The 18,582-nt window shown below is 73.6% G+C and carries 14 protein-coding genes and 1 pseudogene; 2 read left to right on the plus strand and 13 right to left on the minus strand.

The features are described 5' to 3' along the window. The 5 genes and pseudogenes from MRBLMG1_RS20900 to MRBLMG1_RS20920 form a co-directional block, all read right to left on the minus strand. Positions 1-438: pseudogene (locus MRBLMG1_RS20900) on the minus strand (hypothetical protein); the annotation flags it as partial. Positions 439-490: 52 nt separating this feature from the next. Beyond that, on the minus strand, positions 491-643 hold the full coding sequence (locus MRBLMG1_RS20905) for a DUF6760 family protein (RefSeq protein ID WP_266900549.1): 153 nt from the start codon (positions 641-643) through the stop codon (positions 491-493). Then, positions 640-1,059 (minus strand): hypothetical protein, encoded by a 420-nt coding sequence (locus MRBLMG1_RS20910; protein WP_367825615.1) that lies wholly within the window; start codon positions 1,057-1,059, stop codon positions 640-642. The genes MRBLMG1_RS20905 and MRBLMG1_RS20910 overlap by 4 nt, the downstream gene beginning before the upstream one ends. Beyond that, positions 1,059-1,502, minus strand: a complete 444-nt coding sequence (locus tag MRBLMG1_RS20915) for a phage tail protein (RefSeq protein WP_017242133.1) — start codon at positions 1,500-1,502, stop codon at positions 1,059-1,061. The genes MRBLMG1_RS20910 and MRBLMG1_RS20915 overlap by 1 nt, the downstream gene beginning before the upstream one ends. Positions 1,503-1,564: 62 nt before the next feature. Continuing rightward, positions 1,565-3,145 carry a phage tail sheath family protein gene (locus MRBLMG1_RS20920; RefSeq protein ID WP_367825616.1) on the minus strand — a complete coding sequence of 527 codons (1,581 nt, stop codon included), beginning with the start codon at positions 3,143-3,145 and terminating at the stop codon, positions 1,565-1,567. Positions 3,146-3,865: 720 nt separating this feature from the next. Between MRBLMG1_RS20920 and MRBLMG1_RS20925 the strand changes: the two genes are divergently transcribed. Beyond that, positions 3,866-5,476: a peptidoglycan-binding protein gene (locus tag MRBLMG1_RS20925; protein ID WP_367825617.1), complete on the plus strand. Its 1,611-nt coding sequence runs from the start codon at positions 3,866-3,868 to the stop codon at positions 5,474-5,476. Positions 5,477-5,564: 88 nt separating this feature from the next. Here the strand turns inward: MRBLMG1_RS20925 and MRBLMG1_RS20930 are convergent, their stop codons facing one another. The 7 genes from MRBLMG1_RS20930 to MRBLMG1_RS20960 all read right to left on the minus strand — a co-directional run bounded on the left by MRBLMG1_RS20930 (position 5,565) and on the right by MRBLMG1_RS20960 (position 15,405). Further along, a complete protein-coding gene (locus MRBLMG1_RS20930; RefSeq protein WP_367825618.1) occupies positions 5,565-7,586 on the minus strand; it encodes an AAA family ATPase in 2,022 nt (673 codons plus the stop codon). Continuing rightward, positions 7,583-8,230, minus strand: a complete 648-nt coding sequence (locus tag MRBLMG1_RS20935) for a DUF4255 domain-containing protein (RefSeq protein ID WP_367825619.1) — start codon at positions 8,228-8,230, stop codon at positions 7,583-7,585. Before MRBLMG1_RS20935 ends, MRBLMG1_RS20930 begins: the two co-directional genes overlap by 4 nt. After that, positions 8,230-8,880, minus strand: a complete 651-nt coding sequence (locus MRBLMG1_RS20940) for a helix-turn-helix transcriptional regulator (RefSeq protein ID WP_367825620.1) — start codon at positions 8,878-8,880, stop codon at positions 8,230-8,232. The genes MRBLMG1_RS20935 and MRBLMG1_RS20940 overlap by 1 nt, the downstream gene beginning before the upstream one ends. Before the next feature lie 273 nt (positions 8,881-9,153). Next, positions 9,154-10,503, minus strand: coding sequence for an FAD-dependent oxidoreductase (locus tag MRBLMG1_RS20945; protein ID WP_367825621.1), 1,350 nt, complete (start codon positions 10,501-10,503; stop codon positions 9,154-9,156). A gap of 98 nt (positions 10,504-10,601) precedes the next feature. Then, entirely contained in the window at positions 10,602-12,878 is a 2,277-nt protein-coding gene (locus MRBLMG1_RS20950) for an alpha-N-acetylglucosaminidase (RefSeq protein WP_367825622.1), read from the minus strand. Between the two features lie 186 nt (positions 12,879-13,064). Next, entirely contained in the window at positions 13,065-14,285 is a 1,221-nt protein-coding gene (locus tag MRBLMG1_RS20955) for a GNAT family N-acetyltransferase (protein WP_367825623.1), read from the minus strand. Between the two features lie 88 nt (positions 14,286-14,373). Continuing rightward, complete coding sequence (locus tag MRBLMG1_RS20960) at positions 14,374-15,405, minus strand: winged helix-turn-helix domain-containing protein (protein ID WP_367825624.1); 1,032 nt, start codon at positions 15,403-15,405, stop codon at positions 14,374-14,376. A 119-nt stretch (positions 15,406-15,524) separates the two neighbouring features. Between MRBLMG1_RS20960 and MRBLMG1_RS20965 the strand changes: the two genes are divergently transcribed. Next, positions 15,525-16,487 carry a hypothetical protein gene (locus tag MRBLMG1_RS20965; RefSeq protein ID WP_367825625.1) on the plus strand — a complete coding sequence of 321 codons (963 nt, stop codon included), beginning with the start codon at positions 15,525-15,527 and terminating at the stop codon, positions 16,485-16,487. A 55-nt stretch (positions 16,488-16,542) separates the two neighbouring features. Here the strand turns inward: MRBLMG1_RS20965 and MRBLMG1_RS20970 are convergent, their stop codons facing one another. Then, on the minus strand, positions 16,543-18,393 hold the full coding sequence (locus MRBLMG1_RS20970; protein ID WP_367825626.1) for an ABC transporter ATP-binding protein: 1,851 nt from the start codon (positions 18,391-18,393) through the stop codon (positions 16,543-16,545). Positions 18,394-18,582 lie beyond the last annotated feature (189 nt).

Consider the following 18,582-nt stretch of genomic DNA (forward strand, 5'->3'; position numbering starts at 1 on the left):
GCGCTGCACGGCCTGCCCGCCACCGGCACGCGGGCCCTCGGGCGCGGTTCCGGCCGCGTCGTCGGGAAGGGGCGCCGGGTCGGCGGCCGATCCGGCAGCGCGCGCCACCGGCAGCCGCAGCCCCGGCAGTTCGCCGCCCGCCGGGCCCGTACCGGACCCGAGGACGGGCCGTACCGCGTCGAGGAGGACGCCGGCGGGCGCGTCGGGGAGGGCGCCGTGGCCCAGGTCGCTCTGGAAGGACGGGTTCCAGTGGGTCGCGAGGGAGGTGGAGAAGCCGTGCTCCGCGATGGTGCGGGGGGCGTCGAGCACCCGCTGCACGGGCGGCAGTCCGCGCCACGCGTCCCCGGGCGCCGCCGCGGGGGCGGCAGGAGCCGCGCCCTCCACGGGGGCACCGGCCTCCGCGCCGTGCGACTTCCGGCCCCGCCACTTCCCGAACATGCCCACCTTCTCCTCCCTCCCGTTTCCCGAACTGCCGTTCCCCGTCATGCCGTCACGCCTGCGACCGCTCCACCAGCGACGCGACCTGCGCCACGTACTTCCGCCGGTCCGCGTGTTCCAGATCGAGGATGTCGTCCATGCCCCAGTGGAAATGGAAGGCGAGGTACGCGGTCTCCTCCTCGATCCGGTCGGCCGCGTACGTCACGATTCCCCCAGGCGGCTCCCGGCCAGCTCGACCTCGAACGACTGCTCGCAGTGCGGGCAGGCGACGGCGGCCCGGGTGTGGCCCTCCGCGTTGATCTGCCGGTAGAAGTCCTGGAGGAACGCCAGGTCGGAGGCGAACATGTTCTCCACCGTCCCGTCGTGGACCGACGGGAGCGTGCCGAGCCGGGTGATCACCCGGCCGAGCAGCACCACGGACAGGTACGCCGGGTTCTCGCGGACCCGGATGTCCCGGAGCGGGAGCAGCTCGTCCCTGGCCGTGGCCAGCCGCATCGCCCCGCTGCGGTGCACGGTGCCCGCCTCGTCGACGAAACCCCGGGGCAGCTCGAACTCGAACTCCGTGCGCAGCGGATCCTCCGCGCGGTCGTGCCGCGCTCCCGCCGATCCCTCGCGTCGCATCAGCCGAGCGTCAGCTCTTCGAAGGTGATGGTGACCTGCTCGGTCAGGGCGGCGGCGTCGCCGGCCTTGGTCGCGCTCAGCTCCACCTTGGTGCACCAGGCGTTGCGCAGGTTGTACCGCTTGACCTCGCTGAGCTGGTAGTCCAGGAAGATGATGGACGCGTCCTTGCGGGCCGAGCCCATGTCGCCGGCGATGGACGACGAGATCCACTCGGTGAACGCGGCGGACTGCGTGGCACCGCGGGTCACCGTGCACTCACCGGCCTTCTTCACGCCGGGGAGCTTCTTGATGATCGGCTTGCCGTCCGCCGAGACCTGCTGGAACTCGATGACGTCCTGCTCCATCGAGAGGCCGCTGATCTCCTGGAGGGTCTCGACCATGACGCCGTCGATCTGGAGGCCGAAATTGTGGGTAGTGAGGGCGTCACCGGTGTCGAGGGACATGCGGGTCACTCCTGTTCATGAGAAGGGTTCGGCTGGGTGGGAGGGAGGAGCGGTGCGGAGGACTACTCCTCCAGCTCGCCGCCGCCGCCCTGGAACTGCGCGAGCCGGAAGACCACGAACTCGGCCGGCTTCACCGGAGCGATGCCGATCTCGCAGACCACGCGGCCGAGGTCGACCGACTCCGGCGGGTTGGTCTCCGCGTCGCACTTCACGTAGAAGGCGTCCTCGGCGCGCTGGCCGAACAGCGCGCCCTGCCGCCACTCGTTGACGAGGAAGGCCGAGATGTTGCGGCGGATACGGGCCCACAGCGACTGGTCGTTGGGCTCGAAGACGACCCACTGCGTACCGACGAGGATCGACTCCTCGAGGTAGTTGAAGTAGCGCCGGACGTTCAGGTAGCGCCAGGCCGGGTCGGACGCCAGGGTCCGCGCGCCCCACACCCGGATGCCGCGGCCGGGGAACGCCCGGATGCAGTTCACGCCGATCGGGTTGAGCAGGTCCTGCTCGCCGCGCGTGATCTGGAGCTCCAGGTCGACCGCGCCGCGCACGATCTCGTTCGCGGGAGCCTTGTGGACACCGCGCTCGGCGTCGTTGCGGGCCCACACGCCGGCCATGTGACCCGACGGCGGAACCGTCCGCGTCTGCCCGGTCGCCGGGTCGAACGCCTTGATCCAGGGGTAGTAGAGCGCCGCGTACCGCGAGTCGTAACCGGCGATCTCCTGGCGCCACTTGCGGATGTCCCGCGCGTTCAGCGACGGCGGCGGGTCGAGGATCGCCATCCGGTCGCCCATCATCTCGCAGTGCGCGATCAGACCGAGCTGGACGGCCTTGACCTGCTCCAGGTCGATCAGCCCCTGCTGGTAGGCGGCCATCAGGTCGGGCACGGCCACCATGTTGATCTCGTCGAACGCCTCCAGACCGCCGAAGCCGGTGCGGTCGGCGGAGTCGCCGATGAACTGCCCGGACTCCAGCGCGGCGGACCCGGCGGCCTGCGCCGCCGCCGGCGTGGGCAGCTGTGCCGGCGGGGCGAGCGTCACCGACTGCGCGTCGGGCTTGGCGAGCTGCCCCCCGGCGGCCGCCTCCTCCAGGACGATGGTCTTGGAGCGCTGCTTGACCTGCGCGACGACGTAGTTGCGGGCGCTCTTCTTGGCCGACGCGTCGAAGCTCTCGACGACCTTCTCGCCGTCCTTGACGACCAGCTTGAAGCGCTCGGTCTCGCCCTCCACGTCCTGCACCTCGACCGTGAGAGCGCCGCCGGCCTCGGCGCCGGCCGCGATGGCGGCGACCCGGAACGTGCCCAGGGCGACGGCCTCACCGGCCACGAGCTCCGGCACGGCCGCTGCGGCCGCGCCGACGGCCCGCGTGGCGCCCGCCGCGTCCCCGCCGCCGACACGAACGACGTACGCGGCGGTGCCGCCGTTGTTGAAGAACCCGTACACGGAGTGGGCGAGGTAGTAGCCGTCCGTGAAGTCTCCGAACGACGCGACGTACTGCGACCAGTTGGTGACCAGCACCGGCTCGTTCAGCGGCCCGGTCGGCGACAGTCCGACGAACGCCGCGACGGAGGTGCCGACGCCCTCGATGGGACGGGAGCCGCTGGCGACTTCCTCGACGTAGACACCGGGGGACAGATAGGTGGGCACGGTCGGTTGCTCCTCGCTGATGGGGTCGGTCGGCCGGTGTCCACCGGGGCGCGGCGGTTCGCGGCTGAGGCACAGGCGTCGGCGTCGTCGCTGCAGGGCGCTCCGACACGGTCGACTCTCCCCCGACGGCGGGCGCGGCAGCAGGAGTGAACGGGCGGGCACGAGGGCAGGGCGACCTGCCCGAAAGTCCCGGGCCCGACGCCCGGTCCGGCAGGGCCGCCCCCGCCCGCGCCCGTCGCGGACGACGTCGGCCACGGCCGTCAGGCCGGGGCCGCACGCGGCGGCGACCGGTCCGTTCGGCGGGGGAGAGACCGGATGCGAACCGGCCCTCCGCGTCGGCCGTGCGCCGTGGTGCCCGGCGGGCGGCGGAGCGCCCGGCACCGGGCGGGGTCTTGCGGGCCGGGCTCCGCCCGTGCTGTGCTCCTGTCGACACGGTGTCCTCGTCCTCCCGTAGGGGGCGGTCTCTCCGCACCCGGGCGGCGGCGCCAACCCTGCGTAGCGGCCCGCCGACGCGGGGACGAGGTACCGAAGGGCAACGCGTGGGGGACGAACGGGCAGGGGCGCGTGGGTGAGTCGTCGCGCCGCCGGGCCGCGGGCGCCCCGACGGGGGGTCCTGCCCGCGCCGAACGGCCCCGCGCGGGCGCGGGGGCAGGCCGCGCTGCCCCCGAGCGGGGACTTTCGGGCAGCCGGACACCACCCCCGTCCCCCTAACCTGCGCTCATGACCATGTGGACCTCTCTGGACCCGGCCGATGTGACCGTCGAGCCAGGGGCCCGGACCTCCGCCCGACTGCGGGTGCGCAATACCGGGGACACCGTCGAGGAGTACCGGCTCTCCCTCGTCGGGAAACCCTCGGGCTGGTCCCGGGTGGAGCCGGACGTCCTCCGCCTCTACCCGGGAAGCGAGGGGACCGCCGAGATCTCGTTCGCGCCGCCGCGCTCCTCGGACGTGGAGGCCGGACCGCTCGCGTACGGCGTGCGCGTCGACCCCCGGGAGAACTCCGGTGCCCGCGACGTGCTGGAGGGCCGGCTGACCGTCACGCCCTTCACGGAGACGCGCGCGGAAGTGCTGCCGCCCGCGCTGTTCGGCCGCTTCCGCGGCCGGGCGCGGATCGCGGTGGACAACCTGGGCAACACCCCGCTGACGGCATCCCTCGTGGTGCGCGACGAGGCGAACCGGCTCACCTTCGACGTACGGCCGAACGCCGTGCAGATCGCACCGGGCCGCGCCGCGTTCGGCGAGCTCGTGGTGCGGCCGCAGGCCGTGCGGTGGACCGGCGCCGAGGAGTCGCACCGGTTCACCGTGGCCGTGCGGCGGGCGGGCGACGACACCGCGCTCGACCTCGACGCCACGTTCGACCAGCGCCCGGTCTTCGGGAACTGGCTGGTGGTGGTCGGTGGGCTCCTGCTGACCGCGGTGATCGCCTTCCTCGTGCTCTGGTTCAACTTCTCGCCGAAGATCGTCAGCGCCGCGAAGGAGATCCAGGCGAGCGGAGCACCCAGGCCCGCGCCCCAGGGCGACGGGGACGAACTTCCCCAGGCGCCTCTGCCGTCCGACGGCGGCGGCGGACCCACGCCCGGCGGACCGACGCCCGGCGGCCCCCCGCCCCTCGCGGACGGCGGTCCGCCACCGGCCGACGGCGGCGGCAACCAGGGCGGCGGCCCGACGGAGGGCGGCGGCGGAGCCGAGAACCCGGGCACGCCCACCGAGGGCGGGACGGACCCCGGCAGCGGCGGCGGCCAGCCCCCGGCACCGCCCGCCCCCACGAAGACCCTCCCGCCGTGGCGCCAGGGCGACGCGAGGGACCTTGTCGTCGAGTACGCCCAGGAGCGGCTCGCGGCCCTGGACAACGCCTGCGACCTCAAGCCGGGGTGGACCCGCGGAGTGATCGACGCGCAGACGCGGGCCTCCCTCGTCTGCTACCAGCGCGCCGTCTACAACGACGGGGTCCAGAACGGCAGGAACTCCGCCGCGATCTACAAGACGGACGCCGAGGGCACCCTCAACCGGGCCACCCTCACCTCCCTCTGGTCCCAGGGGATCAGGACCGACCAGGTGAAGTACGGCACCAACACCTGGCAGACCACCCAGCTGATGGCGGCGTTCTGGTGGGCGTACAACCGCCAGTTCGACGACCACGACCTCGACGTGGCCCGCACCAACGCCCAGTACGGCATCGACCACTTCCGCAACAACACGTCGAAGACCACCAAGTACGACGACAACGTCGCCGCCCACATCAAGGACTACCAGAGGGCCGTCGGACTGCCCGCGACCGGCACGGTCGACGGGGAGACGCTGAAGAAGCTGATCGGCGGCAGCGTCATGTGACCACCTGACGCCGACGGTTCGCACGACGGAGGGGGCCACCCGCACGGGTGGCCCCCTCCGCCGTCGTCACCTGCCGCACCTCACGCCGTCACGGCGCCCAGGGCGTCCCCGCGTCCGGCACCAGACGCCCGGCCTTCCGGTACTCGCGCCGCGCCCCCGCCCGTACGTCCTCGCCGGTCACCGCCGAACCACGGGCCGCCGCCAGATAGCCGGCCGTCACCGCGGCCGACCGGATCGCGCCGCCCGCGAGCTCGAACTCCCGGGCGCAGCGCACGATCTCCTCCGCCACGTCCTCCGCCTTCGGTGTACCGGCCAGGCACGAGTGCCAGAGGGACACGCGCTGCCCGGGATCCGGGAACGGGAACTCCACGACCAGGTCGAGCCGGCGCGTGAACGCCTCGTCGATGTTGGCCCGGAGATTGGTGGTGAGGACCGCGATCCCCGCGAACGCCTCAAGGCGCTGGAGCAGGTACGCGCTCTCCAGGTTGGCGTAGCGGTCGTGCGAGCTCTTCACCTCCGAGCGCTTTCCGAACACCGCGTCCGCCTCGTCGAAGAGCAGCACGCAGTCCGTGCGGTCGACCTCGGCGAAGATGCGCTCCAGGTTCTTCTCGGTCTCGCCGACGTACTTGTCCACCACCGACGACAGGTCCACCACGTAGAGGTCGAGGCCCAGTTCGCCCGCGACGACCTCGGCGCCCAGGGTCTTGCCGGTGCCGGACTCCCCGGCGAACAGGGCGACGACACCGCGCCCGCGCCCGCCACCGGTGCGCAGCCGCCATTCGCCGAGCACCCGATCCCGATGACGGGCCCTGGCGGTCAGCTCGTGCAGCAGCCCCAACGGCTCCTCGGGCAGGACGAGATCGGAGAAGCCGACAGCCGGCCTGATCCGCCGCGCATGACTGTCGAGCAGCGGCGCGGAGACCAGCCTGGCACTGCGCTGCACCTGCGCGAGCCCCAGCCCGGTGCCCTCGAACGCGGCGAGCGCCCGCGCCGAACGCGCCGCCCGCCGGACCTGGTCGGCGCTGAGCCGGTACGGCGCGGTCGCCTCGTCCAGATCGAAGTCCCTGTCGAAACCGTCGAGTTCGCGGTGCCACAGGTCACCGGGACCCGCCGCCTCGTCCGGCGCGTCGAGCGCCAGCAGCTCGGCTTCCGGTGCCCACCGGGGGTCGGGCGCGTCGGTGCCGGCCAGGACGACCGTCGCACCCCGCGACGCCAGGGCACGCACCAGCGGCCCCGGCCGCGACGGCAGCGGCTCGACGACCACGACGGCCCCCCGTAGCCGGGCCTCTCGCACCAGCGCGCGCCCCGCCGCCGGGTCGGCCGACTCCGGCCGGTACCGCAGCACGGGCCGCCCGGCCGCCCGCAGCGCGGTCACCACGGCGTCGGCGGCGGCCCCGGGCACACGCTCCCGCAGATGGACGGTGACGGGCCCGGCCGCGGCGACGCGTGCGCCGACCGAAGAGGACGACCCGCCCGCCGCGCCCCTCGGATGCGTGGCAGGCGGGAGCAATTCCACGCCGCAACCCAGGAGTTCGGCGTCGAGGCGGCTGTCGTCGCCGAGGAGATGCGCCACCACCCGCTCCGGCACCCGCAGCGCACGCCCGGGCAGCGGCCGGTCCTCGTCCTCCACGTCGAGGAGACCCCCGGAACGCAGCGGGGCGGCCGGATGGAAACGGTCACGGGCCGACGCGTCGAAGGCGCCGGTGCCCGCGAGGTCCAGTGCCAGCGCCACGGTCGCGCGGCGCCGCCCGACGTCGTCGTTGAGATACCCGTACAGCGCCTCGAACCCCCGGTCCACATCGGGAGCCAGGGCCGCCACGAGGATCTGCGCGTCGAGCGCGGAAAGTCCGAAGGTCCCCGCCAGCGCGGCGAGCCGGCCCGGTCCGCCGCCGTCCGGCAGCGGCACGCCGCCCGCCGGGGCGGAGGTGACCCGCGGCGCCGGTTCCGTCGCGATCCGGCGGGCCGTCTCCGCGGTGACGTAGAGGCCGCGCAGCGGGTCTCCGGCCGTCGGATCCCCGGCGCTGCGGGCGTCCACCAGCGCCGCGACCCGGGCGCGCAAGGCGGCGAGCGCGTCGAGGACGCCGTCGCGGCTCCTGTCGAGGTCGCTCACGCCCCGTCCCCTTCCTCCGCGGCGGGGGCGCTGCCGGACATCGCCGTGCGCCGCACGATCCGCGGCCTGGCGTCCCCCGGGACCCCGTCGGCCCCGCGGACCACGATCTCCGCCTCGGTGACCGGCGGTGCCACCGCGTACACCTGAGTGACCGGGAACGGCGTCGTGATCACGACGTCGAGCGACGGCTTGAGTTCGCCGCCGAGCGCCGACCAGATGTCCGCCAGCGAACGCGACTCCGCCGGCGGGACGGCCACCGACAGCGGCACGGCGGTGGTGAGCGTACGCACCGACTCGGGCACGGCGTCGGCGGGCAGCACCTCGTGCGGGAGGAGCAGCGCCAACGCGCCGGACAGAAGGCGGTGTTCGTCCTCCGGACGGGAGGTCCAGGCCGTCACGAGGTACGAGAGCCGGAACCAGCGCGCGGGCTGCCGCCGCCGGGTCACGATCCCGTGGGCGTCGCGCTCGGCATGGGCGCCGCGCTCCCGCCGGGCCACGTCCTCCCGGATGTCGTACAGGTAGGCGTTCAGGGTCGGGGCGTTGCGGCGGGCCGCCCAGTCCCGGGTCGGCGCGTCGAAGGCTATGTCGCCCGTGACGGCGGGCGCGAGCAGACCGCGCAGAGCCTCGTCGATCTCGTGGATCATCAGATGTAGCCTTCGCGGAGCGCGTACGCGACGGCATGCGCCCGGTTGGTGAGCTGGAGTCGGGTCATCAGCGCGTGCAGGATGTTCTTGACGGTGCGTTCGGAGTAGGCGAGCTTCTCGCTGATCTGCCGGGTGTCGAGGCCCTCGGCGAGCAGCCGCAGCACGTCCACCTCACGGGGCGCCATCCCGAAGAGCGGCACCGCCCCGCCGGCGGCCGTGCCCCCGGCCGTCGCCCGCTGAAGCCGCCCCACCTGGTTCAGGAGCCGGCTGACGAGGTCCGGCGGGAGCTCGCCGTCGCCGCGCGCCGCGCTGTGCACCGCGCTCAACAGCCGTTGTTCGGTCGCCTGATGGCGCCAGATGATGGCGCGTACGCCGTACTCGACCACCGACAGGAGGTCGGGTTCGCGCAGCTCGCGGGCGACGAGCACCACCCGCTGGTCCCTGCCCCGCAGCAGCCGCCGCAGCTCCGCCGTGGTCGGTTCGTCGATCCGGTCCGCGAGCATGACGGCCACGGCGGGGGTGTCGCGGTCGCCGTCCGGCTGCTCGGGCACGAAGTCGATGCTCGGCTGGTGCCGCAGATGGCTGATGAGCCCGGCCCGGCTGAGCGGGTCGGAGGCGTGGACGGTCACCGCCACCTTTGTGGTCAGCACGTCTCTACCCGCTCTTTCGCGCGCGTTCGGCGCGGCCGGGTGCCGCCGCACGTCCGGGTGTCGCCGGCACGGCTGCCGCACCGGTCCTTCTCGCTCGATCGTCGGCACGCATGGTGAGGCCCCCCTGGTCGGCTGGTGCGCGGCCGGCGGACACCGGCCACGATGGTCCCTCCCAGCCTCCCGCGACGTGCTGACGTCCCACTGCCGTCGTGCTAACGCCCCACTGCCGTGATCCGGGCCCTCATCGGCCGTCCGTGCGCAACGTGGCCCGCGTCACTCGCGCAGGGCCGCCGCCACCACCTTCACGGCCACCGCCGGATGGAACAGTACGGCGGGAGAGGCCGTCATGTTGACCACGCGGACGAATCGTGACCATACCGCCGGGTCCTTCACCGCGACCCGGAACAGGCGCGTGTTGTACCAGTGGGCGAACCGGGCGCCCGCGGCCCGCTGCCGGGGATCCCACATCAGGTCCGAGTTGGTCGACAGCGTCCAGGGGGCGAGGAGCAGGCGCCCCACGCGCCGCTGGAAGTCGCGGGCGACGCCGTCCGGGGTGCGACCCGCCGCCCGCTGCCGGGCGAGCATGCCGTGGAGCAGCTCGGCCTCCATCGCGGCCACGGTCAGACCCTGCCCGTACACGGGATTGAACACGCAGACGGCGTCGCCGACCGCGATGAGCCGGTCCGGCCACCGCTTGACGCTGTGGTACGGCCGCCACTGGTTGTCGACGTTGGTGTACCGGTGGGTGGCCTCCTGGGAGGTGCGCCGGGCGAGCTGCTCCGCCAGGTGCGGATTGCCGAGCGAGCGGGCGAACTCCAGGTACCCGGCGTCGTCGGTCGGCGGCTGCTGCTGGAACCCGAACAGCGAGCACGTCCACCGGCCCCCCTCCACGGCCAGCAGGACGCCGGCGCGGGAGACGCGGGGCGCGAACAGCATCTGGTACGCGATGAAGAAGGCGGGATGCCCGTCCTCGGGCCGGTCGAAGTTCATCGAGGTGTAGGTGACCTTCGCCTTCACCGTCCGCTTCGCCGGCACCGGGACCCCGAGCTCGCCCAGCCAGCGCTCCAGGGAGCTGGACCGGCCCGAAGCGTCGACCACGAGGTCGGCGGACAGCTCGACCGCGCCGAACGGCTGCGTGGGCGCGTCCTGCCGGCGGTACGTCACTCCGCTCACCCGCCCGCTCCGGTCGCGCAGCAGACCGGCGCAGGACGTGTCGGCCATCAGGGTGACCCGCGGCAGCGCGAGCACCCGGCGCCGGACCCGCCGCTCCAGCTCGTCACGGGTGAACGTCTGGACCAGGACCCCGGTCCGCGTCCGGGGAGCGTTGCCCGCGGGCAGCAGGAAGTCGATCCCCTCGCCGTAGTCGAAGACCGGCGCGCCGGCCTCCCGCAGCTCCTCGCGCAGCCCGGGGAACAGCTTCTCCAGGATCTCGCCGCCCCGCGCGAGCATCGCGTGCGCGTGGTAGCCCTGCGGCGAACCCGGATGGCTGCCCGTCTCCCCGTCGACGGGGTCGCGTTCCATGACGACGACCTCGTCGAAGAAGTCGGCCAGGACCCGCGCGGTCACCAGGCCCGCGTAACTGCCTCCGACGACCACGGCCCTGCCCCAGGGAAGACGCATCATCGTTCGCCTCTCGCTCACATGCCGCGGCCCGCGGTGCCTCCGGCCCGCCACGCCCCAGCATGCGCGGAGCGACCGGTGGCCTCAACGGCCCACGCACCTCACCGACCCGCGCACGGGATCACTACCGGCGCACGTGCCCCGCGCACGCCGCAGTGTTCCTCCGCTGCGCCTCCCGCCCCCGACCTTCCGTCCCGATCCGCCACCGCAAGGGCCGCGTGCACCTCGCCCGCCAGGGCGACCGGGTCGCCGGTCGGCGCCGACGGGTAGGCCCCGTGGTCACGCGCCCAGGTGTCGTCACCGGCGAACCAGTCGACGGCCGCCGGGGCCGTGCCGGTCACCAGGGCCGCGTCCAGACCGCCGAAGAAGGCGGCCCAGCGCGGCGCGTAGACGTCCCGCAGCAGCCCGTCCCACTCGCGGTTGGCGTAGTCGTGCAGCCCGCCCGACTCGCTCGGCACCCGGTCGCCCCACGTGGTGAGGATCGAGCGGGCGTCGTACTCGAGCCGGTCGCGCTCGGCCGGGTGCGTGCCCCACGAGCGGGCGGCGGCGATCCACGGCCCGACGAGGAACCGCCGGTCCGCGCCCACGAGCCGCGCGAGGAGCTCCTCGTCGGCGCCCCACTCGCCCACCAGCGCCCGGAACGTCTCGAGGTCCCGGGCCTCGTACGCGGCCCTGATCCGCGGCAGCAGGACGCGGGCGCGGTTGGTGAGCGCCTGCCGCGCCACGTCCACGAGGTCGAAGCGGTACGCGTCCGTCGTCCGCAGCTCGGGAGCCACCCGGAGCAGCTCCGCCAGCGCGCGCTCCACCGTGTCCCCGTCGTAGCGCATGCCGGACGGGCTCCACCGCGCGGCCTTCGCCGTCGTCAGACTCGGCCACGCGGCGAACAGGCTGTCCTGCGGTTCGCTCCACGTGCCGGAACGTCCGCTGTACGGGCCCAGCCGCAGCTGCTCCCACGCGGCGGCCGCGTGCGGGTCGGCGCCGCCGTAGCGCCGGGCGGCGTACGCGGCGAACCAGGCCCGGTGGTCGACGGCGCCCGGCTGCCAGGCGAGTTCGGTGAACAGGTCGAACGCGGCGGGGTTCCCGCCGGTGCCCTCGGGCAGGTAGGCGATGCCGCGCATCGCGCTGTCGGGCTTCGCCAGCCACGTGTGGAAACGGCCCATCCACACACCGGTGTTGGCCCCGAGTGTGGTGTGGCCCCCGAAGTTGGCGATCGAGCCGAACGCGTACGGCGTCCCGCCCCACTCCGACTCGCGGTCCAGAGCGTCGTACCGGTCGGACAGACCGTCGACGATCAGCACCCGGCGACGGTCGACGCCGCTCAGGAGCGCCGCGCTCGGGTTCCGCTGCCAGCCGAGCATCACCCACGTGGCATCGGGGTGCGCCGCCTCCAGCGCCCTCTGGACGGCCCCGGCGGCCCGCGCCACATCGACCGGCCCCGCCGTGCCGCCCTCGTGCAGCAGGTCCATCTTGAACATGTCGGTCTCGCCGAACCGCCACCTCTGGGCCCGGTAGTACGCGGCGGCGAGCCGGTCGAAGACCGGCCCCGTCGGGTCCAGCCAGTCCGGCCGGTCGAACCCCACCCACCGGCCCTGCGGCACCGTGACCGCCCCCGGGTTCCGGGCGGCGAACCCCGGAGGCACCGTGCCGTAGAAGCCCGGCAGCACAGGGGTCATGCCCAGGGAGCGCAGATGCCTCGCGACCCGGCTGCCCAGGGCCGCGCGCGCCTCGATCAACCGCTCGGACACCGGCCCGCCGAACCCGGACATGTTCTGCAGCAGCCACCAGCCCTGGTGCGCGGGTGCGGGAATCCACTCGCGCAACTCCGCGGCGTCGTAACCGAACTCCTGCAGCGCCCGGTAGGAGGCGTACTCGGCGCCGGTCGGCACGAAGACCTCGTTCACGCCGTGCAGCGCCATCACGTCGATGTCGTGCTGGTACGCCTCGAAGCCGCGGTAGGCGCCGGAGTACCCCTCGTCCGTGTCGTTCAGCGCGTAGCGGTGGGGCACGGTCGCGGACCGGGTGAGGGTGCCGGGCACCGCGGGCAGGACGGCGGGCAACCGCTCGACGCTGTCGCCCGGCCACCCGATGTCGACCCCGGCGACCCGCTCCAGGTACCAGCCCACCCCGGCGAGCAGCGTGGCCGGCGACGTGCCCCGCACCCGGATCGCCCCCGCCTCGCCGGACACCGAGAACGAGGCGCCGGACTCCGGCTCCTCGACGGGGACCAGGGTGAACTGCCGTGCCTGGAAAGGCAGCAGGCGCTTCAGTGCCGCCCGCGCGGGCGCCGTGTCGAACGCCGGCGCGACGGGCGAGGCCGCTGCCCCCGGCAGGGACAGCGCACCGGGCACCGCCGCCGTCACGGCGGTCAGCGCCAGCACGGCGAGGGCGGTACGGCATCGAAGGGCCGGGCGAGTGCCCATCTGGCTCCCTCCTCGAAGGGGACGTGTGTCGTCCGCCCACTCTCCGATGCCCCGCACCCCCGGCAGCGCAAGCGCAGCCGGGACCCGGCCGACCTCATCCTCGCGAGTGACGCCGCCCGTTCGCCCGCGCAGGGCCGCGCGCCGTCAGAACCAGTGGAGGCAGTGCGGGGAGCGCTCGGCGCGGAACAGGGCGTCGGCGAGGACGACCGCCCCGGAATGGTGGGCCCGGACGTGGCCGGCGCCCACGAGCGTGCTCGGCGCGGTGCCCCCGAGGTACAGCGAACCCAGGTCCCGCACGTCCAGGGACAGATCGGGGTCCCGGTCCGTCGGGACGCAGTCGGCCTTGCCGTCCCGGACGGTCAGCAGGTAGCGGCCGCGCTCCCCGAGGAACGGGTCGTCGACGTCGAGGACCAGCTCGCCGTCCGCTGACCAGCCGCGCGTGGCCAGCGCGCGCGGTACGTCGAGAAGACGCACCCAGAGCCAGTCGGTGTCGCCGCTCACCTCGCCCGCACGGAAGTCCGCGAGCCGCCAGCGCAGCGGATGCCCGGGCGGGACGTGCTTGAACACGACCTGGGAGACCAGATCGTGTTCCAGGACGAACCGGGCCAGAGCGGTGAACACGGCGTCGTCGGTCGCGATGACCTCGTCGACCTGCAGGGTGTCGGCCTCGCCGATCGCGTAGCTGGCATACCCGTCCGGGAGACCGGCGGCATCCCGGTGGACGGCGACGTACCGCGGCGCAGGCGAGATCGGCGGCTGCCCCGCACGCAGTTCCCACCACCGGCGCGGCCGGGACAGCGCACCGGGCTGCGCCCGCCGGTACCGGTCGTAGACCTCCTCAAGGACCTTGCCGCACGCGGCACCGCGCAGCACCTCGACCGAGCCTGCCGCCGGTGCGCCCGCCGTGGCACCGGCGCGGGGAGCCGCGAACGCGGCCCTGTGGCGCGACACCGTCAGCCGAGCCGTGTACGTCGCCGGCCCGTAGCCGAACCTGCCGTAGATCCGGGCCTCGGAGGCCAGCAGTACGGACAGGAACTCGCCGCGGGCCCGGAGCTCCCCGAGCTGATGCCGCATCATCGCGGTGAGCACGCCCTGACGCCGGTGCGAGGGAAGCACGCCGACGGCGGTCACCCCGGCGGCCGGCGCCAGGATCCCGCCGGGCAAGGTGAGCTCGAAGGGGTACGTGCCGGCGGTCCCGACGGGCCGCCCCTCCGCCGTCGTGGCGAGCAGACAGCGGTCCGCCTCGAGCGCCGACCACCAGAGCCCACCGCCGTCGACCGGCGTCTCCGCGAAGCGCCCGAAAGCCGCATGGAGGGTGTCGACGAAGACCCCGAAGTCCTCATCCGTCGTCGTACGCATCTCCATGGCTGCCGCTGCCTCCTCGAATCGACGGCACCACGACCCGCGGCGCCCGGCCACAGTCCAGCCCGGGCCCCTGCCCGGGGCAAGCGAATTACGGCCGGACACCCGCCAGCAGCGAGTGGCCGAGCGGCGTGAGGCTGTGGAGCACCGCCGTCCCGGTCCGCACCGTGTCGATCAGGCCCGCCCCCCGCAGCACGCCCGCGTGCTGGCTGGCCGCCGCGAGGGACACGGAGGCGCGCTCCGCGAGCGCCGTCGTCGTCGCGGGGGAACGCAACAGCGCGAGGACCTGCGCCCGGGTGCGCCCGAGCAGCGCCGCCAGCGCTTCCGGCCGGTCACCGGGACCGTCGGCCCGGCCCCCGCCGGACCCGTCGTACATGGGGTACACCAGGACGGTCGGCTCCTCGGGGCGGTACATCACCATCGGGCCGGTCGCGAACCACGAGGGGACGAGCAGCAGCCCACGCCCGCACAGCGGGATGTCGTACGTCGACGCGGAGGGCAGGTGCAGCGTCGGCGCCTCCCAGCGCCAGGTCGTGCCCAGGGTCGTCAGGAGGGCGTCGACACCGCCGCGCAGCAGCATCTCGGCCCGCAGCGCCCGGTCCGTCAGGGCGTCGCCGCGGATCTTCGGCCACAGCGGTTCCACCGACGTCCGGAAGTGGCGACGCGTGTCGTCGACCAGGGCGCGGGATGCGGCCGGGGACCCCTGGACGAGCTCGTGCGCCCACCGGCCGGGCCTGGCCAGACCCCCGTTCCAGCCCTCGGTCTCCGGTATCCCCAGGTCGAGCGCCAGCCGCTCCGAGGGCGTCGAGGCGGCCGACTCCAGCGCGCCGTCGAAGTCGTGCGCCGACGGCTGGAGCAGGAAGTCCGGCACGAACCCGTCCTCGGTGACCAGCTCGGCGAGCACACCGGCCCCGGCCCCCACGCCGGGCCGCAGGGACCGCTGCCACTGGCGCGCGGCGGGGCGCAGCTGGTGGAACCGCGCGTCACCGCGACCGCGACCCTCCGACCCCCGCCCGAGGCGCAGGACCAGACGCAGGCTCAGGACCGTCTCCGACAGCGCGTCGGCCGCCGGGGCGAGGGTGATCTGCCGCAGATCGGCGGCCGTGAAGTGAAGGCGGAGCATGCTGACCGATTATCGGCCCGCAGGACCCTTTCACCCAGGGATGAAAGGCCATGCGTTCCGCTTGACGCCCCGGCAGGCTCCGGTTGTCCACCCACCGAGCCCCGTCGGAGGCCGCACCGATGCGCCGCACACCCGCCCGTACCGCCTGCCTCACCGCAGCCGTCCTCCTCGCCTCCCTCGCCGCCGCACCCGGCCCCGCCGCCGCGCGGGACCTGCCCGACACCTATGTCGTCTCCCGGACACCCGGCGTGCTCCCCGAGGGCATCACCATCACCAGGGACGGCACCATGTACGTGTCCTCCGACGGCACCGGAGCCCTCTACCGGGGCCGCGTCGGCCGCCCCGACCTGACGCCCTTCCCCGCGAGCGGCCTGGAGGACCGCCCCAGCTCCCTCGGCGTCCACACCGACCGGCGCGGCCGGATCCTCTCCGTAGGCGGCGCCACCCTGACCGTCCACGACCGCAAGGGCCGGCTCCTCGCCGAGCGCACGGCCGCCGACGGACCGCTCGGCGCGCCCCACCTCAACGACCTGGCCGTGACCGACGACGCGGTGTACGTCACCGACTGGGCCAACCCCGTCGTCCACCGCGCGGAGATCCGGGCCGACGGCGGCATCGGCCCGCTCGAACCCTGGCTCGACGTCCGCGACGCGTTCCCGCAGTTCCCCGCGCGCTACTGGCTGTTGAACGGCATCGTGGCCGACGCGTCGGGCACCACCCTGCTCGTGGCGTCCAACGGCACCGAGGCCGTGTGGCGCGTCGACACGACCGACAAGGGAATCACCCGACTCGACCTGGGCGACCAGTCCTTCGGCGCCGACGGCATGGTGCTGCACGGCCGCACCCTCTACGCCGTCCTCAACTACGGCGCCCCGCACGGCGTCTACATCGCCCGGCTTGACGAGGAACTGCGGACGGGCACCGTGACCCACCGCCTCACGGACGGACCCTTCGATCTGCCGACCACCCTCGCCCGGCACGACTGCCGCCTCTACGTGGTCAACAGCCAGCTGGACGAGCCGCCGGGCCGGCCCCCGTACACCGTGAGCGCGCTGGCCGACCCGACCTGCGAGACCGCCTGACCCGACGCCGGCGTCCCCCTGACCCACGGGGGTGGACAGGGGGACGTCGGCGTCGTCAACACAGATCAGCCGGTGTGGCGGCGTCGCCCGAAGGGGTGACACCGCCCGCCGTGTCGTCGAGGAAGCCGCCCGACTGGTGCCGCCACAGCTTCGCGTACGCGCCCTTCGCGTCGAGCAGCTCCTGGTGGGAGCCCTGCTCGACGATCCGCCCGCGCTCCAGCACGACGAGCCGGTCCATCGTGGCCACCGTGCTGAGCCGGTGCGCCACGACGAGCGCCGTCCGCCCCTCCATCAGCCGCCACAGCGCGTCCTGGACGAGGATCTCGCTCTCCGAGTCGAGGGCGCTGGTCGCCTCGTCGAGCAGCAGGATCGGCGCGTCGCGCAGGATCGCCCGCGCGAGGGCGACCCGCTGGCGTTGCCCGCCGGACAACTTCACCCCACGCTCGCCGACCATGGTGCCGAACCCCTCGGGCAGGGCGTCGGCGAACTCCGTGACGTGCGCGGCCTCGGCGGCCCTGCGGATCTCCGCGTCGGTGGCCTCCGGCCGGGCGAACGCGATGTTGTCCCGCAGCGTGCGGTGGAACATCACCGGGTCCTGGGGCACGTACGCGATCAGACCGCGCAGGTCCGCCTGACGCAGCCGGCTGATGTCCTGCCCACCGACCAGGATCCGGCCGCCGTCGATGTCCGTCATCCGCAGCAGCAGCCGCGTGAGGGTCGTCTTGCCACCGCCGGACCGCCCGACGAGACCGATCTTCGTCCCGCTCGGCACGTCGAGGTCGAGGCCCTCGAACAGCGGCTTCGCGCCGCCGTGCGCGAAGTTCACCCGATCGAAGCACACGTCCGACGGCCGACCGATGAGCACGTCGGGGCTCACCGGGTCACGCACGGTCGGCGGCTCCAGGAGCAGCTCCGTGAACTGGGCGGCCTCCGTCATCGAGCTTTCCAACCGCCGGTAGATCTGGTTGAACTCGAACATGATCCGCGTCGCGCTCGCGTAGTACGTGAAGGCCACGATCACCGCCTCCACCCCGTGTTCCGCCCCGCCCAGCCCCAGGGCGAGCACCAGACCCAGCACGTTCGTCAGCACCGACATCGGCGCGACCAGCGTGTCGATCCGCAGGTTGCCGTAGTCCCAGGAACGCAGCGTCAGCCGCCGCGACTCCGCGACGCGCGACCGGTGCTCGGCCGCCTCCCGGTCCTCCGCGGCGAACGCGCGAACCGTGTCCATGTTCATCAGACTGTCCGCGACGTGCCCCGACACCCGCGCGATCGCCTGCTCCCGCTCGGCGACGAGGACCTGACGGCGGCGGATCAGCGGCGCCGCGCACAGCCCCGTGAACGCGATCATCGCCAGGAGCCCGACCACGAGCAGCGGGTCGTACTGCCACAGCACCACCGACGCGAACAGCAACGGCAGGAAACTGCCCATCACCGAGAACGTCAGCGTGTCGACGAACTCCTCGAAACGCGACGCGAAGCTCAGTACCCGCTTGGTCAGCGACCCCGCGAAGTTGTCGTGGAAGAAGGCCGCGTCCTTGGCGAACAGCTCGTCCATCCCGATGACGTACAGATGCTCGATCCCTCGTGCGTCGAGGCGGTTCAGGCAGTGCAGCCCGACGCGCCACAACGTCTCTGCGAACAGCAGCACCCCCGCGAACCCGAGCACGTACGGCAGCATCGAGCCGATGTCCACGGCCTCCTCGCCGCCCCCGGCGATCCTCCCGACGAGCTTCGCCACGATCAGCGGCGCGATGTAGTTGATCCCGATGTTCCCGAGCGCCGGCAGGGCCATCGCCGGCAGCGTCAGCCACCGGAGCCGGACCAGTTCCCGGCCGTAGCAGCGCAGAGCCAGAAGCACCGAACCCTTGCTCGGTAATCCTTCGTTCGATTCAGGTGATCCCATACCCAACCCTGTGTTGTCTTACCGAAAGGTGAGCAAACGGATTCTCCCGCGCCGACACCCCCGCGGTCCAAGCGTTTTCGGGTCCACCGCCCCCACGTCCCGCCCCCGGCCGTGGCGGCACCTGGAGACCTCGTCGCGCACGTGCCCCAGTGGCTCGGTCAAGATCACGAGCGGGGCAGAATCTCCGAC

Origin of the sequence: Streptomyces sp. LMG1-1-1.1 (assembly GCF_040815545.1) — a bacterium.
Lineage (GTDB): Bacteria > Actinomycetota > Actinomycetes > Streptomycetales > Streptomycetaceae > Streptomyces.